General features: G+C 37.3%; 13 protein-coding genes and 1 pseudogene. 6 read left to right on the forward strand and 8 right to left on the reverse strand.

What is annotated here, in order from left to right; translation table 11 throughout:
• Positions 1-83: 83 nt before the first annotated feature.
• The 6 genes and pseudogenes from F4V57_RS02670 to rtcR form a co-directional block, all read right to left on the reverse strand.
• Positions 84-567, reverse strand: a pseudogene (locus F4V57_RS02670) (IS66 family transposase); the annotation flags it as partial.
• Positions 568-677: 110 nt separating this feature from the next.
• On the reverse strand, positions 678-977 hold the full coding sequence (tnpB, locus tag F4V57_RS02675) for an IS66 family insertion sequence element accessory protein TnpB (protein WP_070070094.1): 300 nt from the start codon (positions 975-977) through the stop codon (positions 678-680).
• Between the two features lie 158 nt (positions 978-1,135).
• Positions 1,136-1,402, reverse strand: a complete 267-nt coding sequence (locus tag F4V57_RS02680) for a transposase (RefSeq protein ID WP_081409223.1) — start codon at positions 1,400-1,402, stop codon at positions 1,136-1,138.
• Positions 1,403-1,805: 403 nt separating this feature from the next.
• Entirely contained in the window at positions 1,806-2,063 is a 258-nt protein-coding gene (locus tag F4V57_RS02685; RefSeq protein WP_070070095.1) for a Txe/YoeB family addiction module toxin, read from the reverse strand.
• The gene (locus tag F4V57_RS02690; RefSeq protein ID WP_070070096.1) at positions 2,060-2,314 is read right to left on the reverse strand and encodes a type II toxin-antitoxin system Phd/YefM family antitoxin; all 255 of its coding nucleotides are present in this window, start codon (positions 2,312-2,314) and stop codon (positions 2,060-2,062) included. Before F4V57_RS02690 ends, F4V57_RS02685 begins: the two co-directional genes overlap by 4 nt.
• Positions 2,315-2,613: 299 nt before the next feature.
• Positions 2,614-4,218: an RNA repair transcriptional activator RtcR gene (gene rtcR, locus F4V57_RS02695; RefSeq protein ID WP_070070097.1), complete on the reverse strand. Its 1,605-nt coding sequence runs from the start codon at positions 4,216-4,218 to the stop codon at positions 2,614-2,616.
• 260 nt (positions 4,219-4,478) lie between these two features.
• Between rtcR and F4V57_RS02700 the strand changes: the two genes are divergently transcribed.
• The 6 genes from F4V57_RS02700 (at position 4,479) to F4V57_RS02730 (ending at position 10,361) form a co-directional block, all read left to right on the forward strand.
• Positions 4,479-5,750 carry an RtcB family protein gene (locus tag F4V57_RS02700; protein WP_070070098.1) on the forward strand — a complete coding sequence of 424 codons (1,272 nt, stop codon included), beginning with the start codon at positions 4,479-4,481 and terminating at the stop codon, positions 5,748-5,750.
• Between the two features lie 238 nt (positions 5,751-5,988).
• Positions 5,989-6,432 (forward strand): DUF4145 domain-containing protein, encoded by a 444-nt coding sequence (locus F4V57_RS02705; RefSeq protein ID WP_205634529.1) that lies wholly within the window; start codon positions 5,989-5,991, stop codon positions 6,430-6,432.
• A complete protein-coding gene (locus F4V57_RS02710) occupies positions 6,429-6,887 on the forward strand; it encodes a DIP1984 family protein (RefSeq protein ID WP_070070100.1) in 459 nt (152 codons plus the stop codon). The genes F4V57_RS02705 and F4V57_RS02710 overlap by 4 nt, the downstream gene beginning before the upstream one ends.
• A 272-nt stretch (positions 6,888-7,159) precedes the next feature.
• Positions 7,160-8,215 (forward strand): RNA 3'-terminal phosphate cyclase, encoded by a 1,056-nt coding sequence (rtcA, locus tag F4V57_RS02715; protein WP_070070101.1) that lies wholly within the window; start codon positions 7,160-7,162, stop codon positions 8,213-8,215.
• Between the two features lie 10 nt (positions 8,216-8,225).
• The gene (locus tag F4V57_RS02720) at positions 8,226-8,345 is read left to right on the forward strand and encodes an RNA 2'-phosphotransferase (RefSeq protein WP_141729247.1); all 120 of its coding nucleotides are present in this window, start codon (positions 8,226-8,228) and stop codon (positions 8,343-8,345) included.
• Between the two features lie 1,017 nt (positions 8,346-9,362).
• Positions 9,363-10,361, forward strand: coding sequence for a GntR family transcriptional regulator (locus F4V57_RS02730; RefSeq protein WP_070070390.1), 999 nt, complete (start codon positions 9,363-9,365; stop codon positions 10,359-10,361).
• Between the two features lie 10 nt (positions 10,362-10,371).
• Here F4V57_RS02730 and F4V57_RS02735 read toward each other — a convergent pair whose 3' ends face one another.
• Together F4V57_RS02735 and F4V57_RS02740 are read right to left on the reverse strand one after the other, a co-directional pair.
• Positions 10,372-11,550 carry an ABC transporter substrate-binding protein gene (locus tag F4V57_RS02735; RefSeq protein ID WP_070070391.1) on the reverse strand — a complete coding sequence of 393 codons (1,179 nt, stop codon included), beginning with the start codon at positions 11,548-11,550 and terminating at the stop codon, positions 10,372-10,374.
• Between the two features lie 120 nt (positions 11,551-11,670).
• Positions 11,671-12,906: a carbohydrate porin gene (locus F4V57_RS02740; protein WP_070070392.1), complete on the reverse strand. Its 1,236-nt coding sequence runs from the start codon at positions 12,904-12,906 to the stop codon at positions 11,671-11,673.
• Positions 12,907-12,955 lie beyond the last annotated feature (49 nt).

A 12,955-nucleotide genomic window follows, 5' to 3' on the forward strand; every position in this document is an offset into this window, starting at 1 on the left:
TGATTGAGATTCGACACCTTTAATCAAAATCGGTAACTTCTACTTTTTCAAGTCCTGTGTCAGATTAAGTCTGAACTAATACAGAAATTTAACTTTTCACTAATATCTTCACCGATACGACGTAGCTGACAACCACAAGTACATTGGGTTGATGCAGGTTCATGATCGATACGAATCGTAGGTAAGTGATCTGGTAATGGGCGACGTTTAGGTTTATTTGCTTTGTTCTTTGCTGTTAAAGCATTGGCGTCATCTGCATTCAGGCGCTCTAATTCTAGCTCAACCGCAGCAATATCTTCTTCAACTGCCTCATCCCAAAGATGGATTTGCTTTGCAGTGAGATGTTCATTTTTTGCAACCGAATTTATGTTTTTTAAATAGTGCTAATTCATACTCATATTTTTTATTGAGTACTGAAAGATGCTGGACTTTAGAATCGAGTTGTTGATTTGTTTGTTCTAATTGTTGTTTATCTTCTGCTAGTTTGTGATGCTGCATCGCCAACTGTCTGGTAAATTCCAGTAGTTGTTCATGGGTGAGTTGGCTTAAATCAGGCATCGTATTCATGACCATAGTATGCCTGAGATCATGAATACAATGATATAAAACGTTTGGAGAATAGCAGAAGCCATCAGCTTGGTTTAGAGCATAGTGACGACTTTCTCCAATCCAATACGCTACCAAGGTAAACCTTGAATTAATGCCTGTAATTGTTCCGAGTTGAGGGCGACTGTTTCACCCTGATGAAGTTGAGCCCAGTGAAATTTGCCCTGTTCCAGACGCTGGGCACACAGCCAGATGCCCAGTCCATCATGTACCAGCACTTTCATACGATGGCCACGCTTATTACAGAACAGATATGCACAGTGAGGTTTGATTGAACCAAAGGCTTTCATGACCTGTGCCATGGCAGTATCCATCCCTGCACGCATATCCATCGGCTGGGTCGCAAGCCAGATTTCATCGATGCGGATCATTTGACCAAGCCCTGAAGCAGACACAGTAATTCAGTTGCTGATTCCACTGGCCATTCGATTTCGATCATCTGATGTCTTGCGGAGTGTTGTTCCCCATGTAGTGGAATGCTGATATAAGCGACAGTTTTCTTCTCTGGCACAGGTGGTGGAAGTGCTTCTTATTTGACTGGATTCGGATGAAGAATGACAGGAAGGAAGTCGTGCTGTGGACTGGGCAAGCTTTTTAATGCAGGAACTATTGATCTGGACTGACGAATCCATTTATGTAGCAGATTGGCATTGACCTGATGTTGCATTGCTACCTTAGCCACCGATGTGTCTGGCTGTTGGCAAAGTTCGATAAGGTGTTGTTTAAATTCAGTGGTGAAGGTTCTACGGGGTCTTGTGGAACGTTGTTCCTCATGTATAACTGTCTGTAAATTCATAAATAGGTGTCCATTGAGTTGTTAGTGGACACTATCGGGGCATGGAATCTTTAGCGAAAGTGGTGGTTCACTGGAGGCTTACGTTCTTCACCGCTGTGGATCTCTATATAAATAGTTCCCCTGCTGATAAGAGATTAAGACCAATGTTGTTTGGGGTGATTAATCTTACTAGATAGGCTTTGTTGCATAAATCAAATGAAGAATGAATTTTGCTACTGAACTCATATTTATGCAACAAAGTCATTCTTGTTCGTGCTATACCACTTTTCTTTATAGCAATTAAAACAGTGGTCAGTAGAGATTGATAGAGAAACACATACTGGCTATAATAATTTTGTCTTGACGGCAAATTAAGATAACACAATAAAGGCTCATGCATTCACTATGAGCCTTTATTTTTTGTTTAATCATAATGATAACGACACATAGCTATAATAATTAAATCAGGTGTAGCCTTGTAAACAATGCGATTTTCCTTGTCAATTCGTCTTGACCAATATCCTGATAAGTCATGCTTAAGTGGTTCAGGTTTACCAATACCATCAAATGGTGATCGTTTGATGTCTTTGATAAGTGTATTGATTCTTTTAAGTGTTTGTTTGTCTGTATATTGCCAGTATAAGTAATCTTCCCAAGCCTCATTCGTCCAACTTAAAATCATTCTTCAATCAGCTCATGGTTATATATTCTACCCGTTTCAATCTGAGCAATTGAATCACGTAATCTTTTCGCATTCGCAGGGCTTTTAAGTAGATGAGCCGTTTCTTCATAGGCATTGAAATCATCTAGGCTAATCAATACGGCTGTTTGGTTATTTTGTCTAGTAACAAGTACAGGTGAATGGTCATCAATAACACCATCTAATACATTTGCTAGATTCTTTCTTAAATCAGAATAAGTAACAACTTTCATTTATACACCTTCCATAAGTACAAATATATGTACTTATTTTAGTACAATGTTATAAGTTATTCAATAGGAGTTGCTTCATGTGTATATTACCAAGAGTGACTGGTATGGTGGGAACAAGAATAGGTGGTATGTTTATACAAGAATACGTACCATTGAAAAATATAGAAATAAAAATAGTTTAAAAGATTATTTTTAGTCTTTAAAACTAATTCTTCAAATGAGGATACGCCCTAATTTGAGATTTTATTCGTGCTTATCGAAAAACAAGATACTCAACTTTCCAAACACACTAAGTCTGCTCAAAATGTCGAGTGAAACCTATCCCAGTTTAAACCAAATTTATTCAGATACTTTTTGACTCGATCACTATCATTGGTGGTATTACGCTGTTGGCGCGAAGCTGCAAAAAGCTGCCGTCCAGCATCTGCCATCGACTTGGCATTTTCACAGACTTGAAGAACTCCACGCAGTTGAATCTGGTCAAATTCATCCATCTCATTAAGCTGCGTTTGATCTAAATACTTGAGTAAAATATCCACTTCCTTAGATTGATTTTGTGTGGTTTGAATTGACCACAACTGCTTTAAACGCTGAATTTCTTTTTCCACCGTTTCCGAGCGAATCAGCTCACCACTCGATAAAGTTGCTAACCGTGTCACACTAGCGGTTAAATCACGAAAATTCCCTTGCCAAATTGCCTCTTTAGATTTGGCAAATTTCAAATATACATCGAATGCATCACGGTGAAAGCGCAATTGTCGTTGATGATTTGTCGCAAAGCGTTGTAATTCAAATTCAATATTTGGAGCAATATCTTCGATTCGATCTTTTAGATTGGGTAAAAAGAATGTCCATGTATTCAATCGTGCCCATAAATCCTCACGAAAATGCCCAGCTTGTACTTCGATTCTTAGATCTTTATTTGTCCCTGCAATCAATTGAAAATCTGCCTGGACTTCCTTATCGCTTCCGACTGGGAAAAAAGATTTATCTTCGAGTGCCTTAAGCAACATCGCCTGTTCATCCAGTCCAAGCTCGCCAATTTCATCTAAAAATAAAATACCTTGATCAGCGCTTTTTAATAATCCTGAACGTGAAGTTGCAGCTCCTGTAAATGCCCCTTTGATATGGCCAAACAAGCTCGACATAGCACTGTCACCACGTAAAGTTGCACAGTTCACATCAATAAAGCGTCCACTCAAATGAAATTTATCTTTTTTCAATTGAAAGATTTGTTTGGCTAAATGAGATTTTCCAACACCAGTTTTTCCCATAATTAAAATTGGCGCACTTGAGCGTGTTGCAACCAATTCAACTTCGCTAATCAGCTGATTAAAATCCGGATTATGAGTAGAAATATTGGCTTTGAGTTGTTGCCAATTGTGTTGTTGTTCATCCTCAAAACGTTGCTTTAAAACATCATATCGAGATAAATCCAAATCAATAATGCGATATTCACCTTCTGATGTTTTATGCTGATTTGGTGCACTTTGAATTAGTTTGGCAGGTAAATAATTAGCATCGACAAGAAGATACCAACAGATTTGAGCAACGTGTGTACCTGTGGTGATATGTAACAGATAATTATTTTTTTCAGTATCAAAGACATAGCTTTTTACAAAATCATACAATGCACCATAAACTTCAGCAAAATCCCATGGATCACGGATACTCACTCGATGACCCGATACTATAGTTGACGGCGACAAATCTTTGGCGTCTTCCTTAATAAATTTCACTAAATTGTAGTGTTGTCGATCATGTAGTAGAACCAGTTCATCTACCATAAGATCTTCATGCATTAAAAGGCTCAAGGTTGGGCGCCAACGCTGCCAACGATCAGGACGCTTTCCTTGATCTAGAGTTGAACCGACAAAACCAATGATTACATTGCGCTTATTCATCTAAATAATTTTATATAAAATTAGATAAAAATATATCTTAAATTATATTTAATAACAATCGATATACGTCATGGTTATTTTAAAAATCAGAGTAAAAGTAGAATTATTTTTTATTTTTCAATGTATTATAAAATATGGTGCATTGATTTTAAAAGTTGGCACATTCACTGCAATAGTATAAATGCCCAACATCATTGGGATATTGTGAATATCACCTGCCTGTAACCGCTTGGCAGGCAGGCTTTGAGAGGAAAGTGAAAATGTCTGTCGTTGAACAAATCAACCAACAAGCTCAATTTGAACAAGAGCAACAACAACGTGCTTATCAGGTTCTACAAAATGAAAAGAGTATGCCTGTAAAAATGTGGACCAAAGGCGTAATTGTTGATGACAACTCTAAACAACAATTGCTGCAAACAGCGCAAATGCCTTTTATCTATAAATGGATGGCAGTGATGCCAGATGTGCACTTTGGCCTAGGTGCAACCATCGGTAGCGTGATTCCAACCAAAGGGGCGATTATCCCTGCTGCGGTAGGTGTGGATATCGGCTGTGGAATGATGGCGACTCGTACTAGCTTAACCGCGTCAGATTTACCAGATAATTTACATGGTTTACGTACTGAGCTTGAACGTTTAATTCCACATGGAATGACAAAAGGCCGTGGACGAGATCGTGGGTCTTGGGAAACCCCAACTGAAATGGTTGATCAAGCTTGGGTGGATTTGGTAGCAGATTTTGAATTGATTTGTACCAAGCACCCTCGCCTAAAAAATACCAATAACCGTAAACAATTGGGAACTTTAGGAACAGGAAATCACTTTGTAGAAATCTGTTTGGATGAACACGATCACGTTTGGATTATGTTGCACTCAGGTTCTCGCGGTGTGGGGAATGCCATTGGTAATCATTTTATCGAACTTGCGCGTAAAGATATGCAAAAGCACTTTATTAACTTACCAAATAAAGACTTGGCTTATTTAGTTGAAGGAACTGAGCATTTTGATGATTATTGGTTTGCTGTAGGTTGGGCACAACGTTTCGCGATGAAAAACCGTGAAATCATGATGCAGTCCGCAATTAAAGCTTTAGCAACGATTATCCCAAAATCATTTAATGCAAAATTAGAAGCCGTGAACTGCCACCATAATTATGTGGAAAAGGAAGAACATTATGGCGAAGAAGTGATGGTTACTCGTAAAGGTGCTGTAAGTGCCAAACTTGGACAATATGGAATTATCCCAGGTTCAATGGGTGCCAAATCCTTTATTGTTCGCGGTCTGGGGAATCAGGAGTCATTCTGCTCATGTTCGCATGGCGCAGGTCGCGTGATGAGCCGTGCTGAAGCCAAACGTCGATTCACAGTGGAAGATCAGATTGCACAGACTGAAGGTGTGGAATGTCGTAAAGATGAAGCGGTGATTGATGAAATTCCATCAGCTTATAAACCGATTGAAGATGTGATGAATGCACAAAAAGACTTGGTGGAAGTCGTGTACACCTTACGACAAGTAGTGTGTGTGAAAGGGTAATTAATTCCTTTTTTCCTATACACTTGGAAAATTAATCATTAAGGGCTGATTTATGAACAACTATTTCCCTGCAAAATTTAAAGAAACACAATTTCATTGCGTATTTTGTAATGTATATACAGAACAAAGGTGGCATCCAACTAAATTTATGCAATGGAGTCAATATTATGACCTTAAAGATACAGATTGTTGTCAATGCGTTAAATGCCAAAACATTTCGATTTGGAAAAATGAAAAAATGATTTTTCCTGAACAGCAACCGATTGTTATTCCTCATTCTGATTTGCCAAATAACATCAAAAGTTATTTTGATGAAGCATTATCAATTTTTTATAAATCACCACGTGGTGCAACTGCTTTACTACGTTTAGCAATTCAACAACTTATGTCTGAACTTGGTGAAAAAGGCAATAATATCAATGAAGATATTAAATCTTTAGTTTCTAAAGGTCTGCCAACAAAAATTCAACAAGCCTTAGACTATTGTCGAGTAATTGGAAACAATGCCGTCCATCCTGGTGAAATAAACATTGATGACACTCCCGAAATTGCAGAAGTACTTTTTAAAATGATTAACTTCATTATTGAAGAAATGATCACGAAACCTAAAGAAGTTGATGAGCTTTATAATTTATTACCTGAAAGTGCACGTGTAGCCATCGAAAAGAGAGATAAAAAATGAAACTTGCAGAAGCACTTTTACTGCGAAGCGATCAACAAAAAAAGCTCGCTTCATTAAAACAACGGATCAACGCCAATGTATTGGTACAAGATGGTGATGAACCGAGTGAAGATCCAAATGAACTGATCAAACAGGTGTTTGCTTTAACCCAAGAAAGCAATCAACTAATTTGTCGTATCCATTTGACCAATGCACAAGCAAAGTTGGAAGACGGCAAAATTTTGCTATCTCTATTAAGCTTACGTGATAGTTATGCTGAGCAGCATAAGATTCTCATTGATGCGATTGCCAATACCCATCGTGAACCTGATCGTTATAGCTCGCGTGAGATTAAATGGAAGAAGGTTATCCCTGTTTCTAATTTGCAAAAACAAGCCGATGATATCAGCGCAAAACTTCGTGACTTAAACATCAAAATTCAGGCTGCAAACTGGCAAATTGATTTGGTTGAATAGACAACAGATTTTGTGAACCTAATTTTATGAATTTGGTTCACAATCACAGTTTGGGCATACTGGGCGAGTACAAGATCCTGCGTTACTCCGATCTGAGGGATTAAAAATAATTCAGGCGACTATGAATGCATGTGAGCCGTGCAGCAATCTTCACTGATTAGGCTCAGCACCATGTATCTAGTAAATCTTTGCAAACAGCAAAGTAACATGTGACTTTGCATGACCATGTACTGACAGTATGTCCATTTAATTAGAAAATAAGGAAAATAGATTTGAATAAGGCTTTGGCAAAAAATATGCCAGCAACCATCCAGATTGATGGTTCACAAGGTGAAGGCGGTGGGCAAATTTTAAGAACTGCCCTTGCTCTTTCGATGATTAGAGGTCAAGCATTTGAATTAATCAATATTCGTGCTGGTCGTAAAAAACCAGGTTTAATGCGTCAGCACTTAGTCTGTGTACAGGCATCCCAACAGATTAGCCAAGCTTATGTTCAGGGTGCTGAACTACATAGCCAACGTCTATACTTTGCGCCACAGCATGTACAAAGCGGAAAATACCAATTCCAAATTGGTTCTGCAGGAAGCACAACACTGGTTTTGCAAACCCTATTGCCTGCTTTGTTATTACAAAATCAAGCCAGTGAACTCACGATCTCTGGTGGCACACATAACCCGCTTGCACCAACAGCGGATTTTATTGAACAATGTTTTTTGCCTGCTTTAAAAAAACTTGGGATAGACACTGAATTTAAGTTAAACAAAGCAGGTTTCTTTCCTATTGGCGCAGGTGAAATTTACATCAAAATTCAGCCATGGCAACATCGAAATAGGCTAAATCTATTAGATTGTGGTGCTTTGCAAAGTATTGGGGCTTTTGCAGCCGTGTTAAATCTTTCAGAAAAGGCGCAAATCGTACAGCGGGAATTGGCAACTTTAAATAAAAGACTGAAACTGGATACTCAGCATCAATTCCATTTAAATGGCATTAGTCAAGGAAATACCGTTTATGTCAAAGTTGAGTGTGAAAATCACACTCAACTATTTACATCCTTAGGTGAAATACGAAAAAGTGCAGAACAAATTGCCAATCATTTAGCTGAGCAGGTTAAGCAATATATGGAATCTAGTGCAGCAGTGGATGAGTATTTAGCCGATCAACTGCTATTACCTTTAGCATTGGGCCAAGGTGGTGAGTTTACAGCACAATATATTAGTGAACATACTCGTACTCAGGCTAGCATGATTGAAAAGTTTATTGAATGTGATATCGAATTTATCGAGCTGAATAAAAATCTTTTTCAAATCAAAGTAAATGTAGAATCGTAAATATTCGAAGATGAAAGAACATACTCAAATCAGTAAATTTGTAAACCTAATCTTAAGACATAGATCTAAACAAATTAGGCTTCAACTTGATCAAGATGGTTGGGCAAAAATTGCTAAATTAGCACAATAACATAGTGTGTTAAAGATGGAAGTTGGAAATTAGCTCCAGCTTATGATGTCACTTTCTGTGAAGGTCCAGGTGGGTATCATCAGATGGATGTTATGGGACAAGCCTTAGTATCAGATCCCAAGATATTATGCTATTGGGTAAGAATGAAACTGAACTCAATATTCAAGAAATAAAAATGATTATTGAAAAAGTATGTGAAGTGGAAAGCAATTTTTCAGCAATAGCAAAAGATAATTATGCTGGTCAAATCACCAGTGATACGCTCAATTATATCCAATCCAGAATTAATCAAAATATAGCTTAAAATAATTAAAATGGGCAGTAAGTAAATTTTCAAGCATAAAGCAACGGGTTAATTTTTATTACTGTAGTGAATGAGCAGAAATTTTTTACATCCAAAATTATAAAATGTAGGTGACTTTTGTTGAATTTTAAAAGAGTAAAAGTGACCAAAATTTATATTATGTATTAACTTTAAATTTCAAAAAAACATAATTAAAATTTTAAGTTATTGAAATAAAATAATTTATTTTAATGTAATCTAATGGTTTTTAATGTAAAAATGTGGGTGGCTCTTGCCAAGGTTGGGGTCGCGAGTTCGAGTCTCGTTTCCCGCTCCAAATTCTTAAAAGACCACAAGTTAATAACTTTAAGATAAAGAAAGTTTTTTTCAATAAAAATATTATTTTATACACTATTTCATCAAGAAAAATCTGATCTACTCTAAAATTCTTTACAGCTTAGACATCTTTGATCTCAAATCTTTTCAAAGTATAATAACAGCATCCTAAATTACATGACAGAACAAGTAAAATAACGTTATAATCTATAGTGTTTATTCACAATGAGATACGAAGTAAGCACTCAAAATCAAATTAAAAAATTGATTATTGAGAATATTTGCAGAGCCATAACAGATCTATATGTGCTTGGAGCTGTGTATCAATGCACACACTATAGAAATACATCTCAAAGAAAGTAATCACAAATATTGCCATTTATCATTTGCTCATTAATATGCTGAACTCAACGAATTTCTCTCAACAAACCAATGCCAGATATCAGATCATTTTTGAAACTATTGCGAATGCCATTAGAGAACAAACCATACCCACCGGAACAGTGTTATTAGAAGCTCCATTATCAAAAATATTTAATACAAGTCGAGTGCCAGTTCGGCATGCATTACAACTTTTATCAGATCAACAGCTTATTTCACGTTTTGATGGGCGGGGTTATCTTGTTAATCCTAAGCAAGAACACATTAAACCGATTAGATTAAATATAACTAAAGAATTATTAGGCATTCCAGATCATGAAGAAATTATTGATACACGCTTATTAAGTGAAAAAATATATGAAGAACTCTATCAATACATTTCACAGATTATCCTGCATGGCCATTACCGACTTGATGAGCAACGTGCGGCTGAGCACTTTAATATTAGCCGAAGTGTTGTTCGAGAAGCGCTAAAAAATCTTCATTTACAGGGGCTCGTTGAAAAAGAGCCCTATGGAGATTGGCTAGCAGGGCCATTATCAGCACAAAGTGTTAGCGAAAACTATGAACTTCGATTAATTTTAGAACCCATTGCATTACGCAATAACATTCACAATGTATCCAGTAATGACTTAAAAAAAATGTCTGAGCGCATTCTTTTTGCCCAGCAAAATATAAATAAACACATTATTAAACAGATTGAACATGATCTACATCATACCTTGTGTAATATAGAATGGCAAAATCAGAAAATAGCGCATATTATGTATAATGCACAAAGTTCAATTCTGATTAGTCAGGTATTACATGAAGCCATTCATGTCAACGATTATCAGTTTATGCTAGCAGAGCATCAAGCTGTTATTGATGCATTACTTTATGGTTCTTTGGAGTCTGCAATTCAAAATCTCGAAAAACATCTTAGCAATGCAAAAAAACGCTCTGTGGATTATTTAAAAGTATTTTCAATTATTCCTGAACCACATCTCCCCCCCTATTTGCAACGTGTATCCTAAGATTAAAAATTTAACTGTCTAATAAGGTTTTCCATTTTCTTACCAGATAGTTATGTTCATCCATAACAGAATTCCACACACCAATATGCCCCATTCGCTCCATATAAGAACCACCTTCTCTTAACATGCCTTTGGATATCAAAGGCTGATCGTTGATACCCTGTAAACTTTCCTTTGCTGGTTTTCCCATATACCAAAAATCCCATTCTGCCTCTGTCATGTATTCTCTGGCACGCAGAGGATTGGAAATGTATAAGCCTTGCCTTGCCATCATTGCTCCCGCCCACCCGTCCAACCACCAGTTCAAATATCCATAGGCCACATCTTTCATCTCATCGGATACATCTCGGGACAATGCCAGACCGCCAAACCAGGCACGATAGCCTTCTTTTGGATTAGCAATTTTAAAGTTTTTATGATGTTGTAATAATTTAATTAACGTTGGATACCATAAACTTGCGATATGTATGTCTTTACTGGAAATCAATTGATAGGCATGTTCATCATCAGACCAAAAATCCTTAAAATGATTAGTCCGTTTTAACTCCCATAATAATGAGGTTAGCCTATCAATTTCCTGTAAACTCAGATTGCCTAAATCAGCAAATTCTAATTGTTTACTAGCCTGAACTGCCATGGCTAAATCCAGCGCACCAATTGCTGCATCATTTTGTACTGCAACAGAACCATGCCAATCTTTATCCAGTAACCATGCCCAACTCTCGGGTTGATTTTTCAGGCTATCTGGCAAAGATTTAGGAAAATAAATAAAGCTATCCACATTATGCGTTAATGGTAGCATAGTAATAAAAGGTGTTTCCTTATTTCCTAAAGTACCATCTTCCTGTACATATAATCTTTGGCTCGGCACCCCACCTTGCGCCAATGGACGATCTGGAAATAAGGTGCCCTTTTTAGCTAAATCATTAACTTCATTCCAGCGCTGAATCTTAGCTGTTTCGATGGGCTGAATGGATTTTACTGGCCAAACAAAATCAATATTATGAAACCATTGATCATATAAATCATATTGTTCCGGGTGTAATGCTGCAATTCTTTGTACAGTTTGCGGATCGTAGATTTGATACTCGAGATGAATTCCTAAATCCTGCTCTGCTTTAATACGGATTTTTTCGATTAGAGTTACAGAAGTGCCTAAAATTCTGAGCGTTGGGACTATTGAATTCATGAAAAACCTTGATTAAATTGTATTTTTAAATCGTAAAGACAATGTCAGCGAAAAAACTTTAGTCCCAAGAAATTCAATCAAGGCTTAGCTTTAAAGCCTTTCCACTGCTGTCATCAACGCTTAAAAGTTCATATTAAATTTTACACCAGCCGCCCATGCATTACCACTTTCCGGATTAGCGCCAATATTTTTTACATATTGTAAATTAGGCCGAATTTTCAACCAATTTGTTGCTTGAATAGCATAATAAAGTTCAGCATTGAGTTCTTCATCCAACTCTGGTGCCCGATCGCTATCAACTGAAATACGAGAAAGACCCAATCCAATTTCATCTTTTGCTCGACTCTCGGCTAGACCTTTATAAACTAGCGCAATATTTTCTGCATCCTGAAAAATACTAGTTTTATTATCATACAAGGCAACTTGCCCCATTATACTAAGCCCACGACTGGCATCATTGGTATGTGTCGTAAGTTGCTGTTTTGCAGAAATCCAAATACCGTATTTATGTTTATTTCCAGAGCGCTCCGTTTGAATATTGTCTGCATTGACCGTACTATAATAATATCCCAGACGATATTCTCCTGGCAGATGTTGAAGGGTTAATGCCGGTGTCCAGATCAATTCAACTGGAATAATTGCACCTTCAGAACCATCAGTACTCAAGTTAAAACCTTTACTACGTTTCAGGTTTTCCGGATTCACTTCATAGGCACCGATCTGCGCAGCTAATTCAGGTGAAAAACTCCATTTAACCCGTGCTGCCCATTGACTAACAGGACCATTAAACCATTGATCACCCGACCAATGTCCGATTTGCCCACCACATAAAGCCAAGTTCTGAAATTCACAGTCAAAACTTGCAAAATCCTCACTTTGCCCAAAACGTCCCACTTTGAGATCAAGTTGATTATTCATGAAAGTTTTTTTGATCCACATATCTGTTAGACGCCAGGTCTGACCGCGACCATATACTTCTTGCACCTGACTAATATGTGTAGATAAAGCATTGGATTTATTCTCGATCTGGTTGCCATCCCGTTTAGTGATATTGATATAAGCCTGAGTGTTATCCCAATTTAAAATTTTGGCTAAATCAAAATGACCAGAAAAATTCCACTGATCTGCATAAGCAGCGTCTTTATCTGAATCGACAGAAGTATTCAGCAAAGTTGCGCCTTGTCCACTATAACCTATTGAAAAATCATAACCTTGTTCAACCAAGGCACTACGCTTCCCAGACCAATCCCCCAACATCCAGGGACTTTGTGCATCAAAGGCCTGATTAGCGAAGACTGATGTGGTGGCACTTAGCGTTAATACCAGCATCGAACCTGTGAAAATATGTTTACCCATTCTACTACCTGCTTTAAAATTTAAAAATGATTAGAAATTGACGACATCG

It is taken from the genome of Acinetobacter qingfengensis, assembly GCF_008693185.1.
Classification (GTDB): Bacteria; Pseudomonadota; Gammaproteobacteria; order Pseudomonadales; family Moraxellaceae; genus Acinetobacter; species Acinetobacter qingfengensis.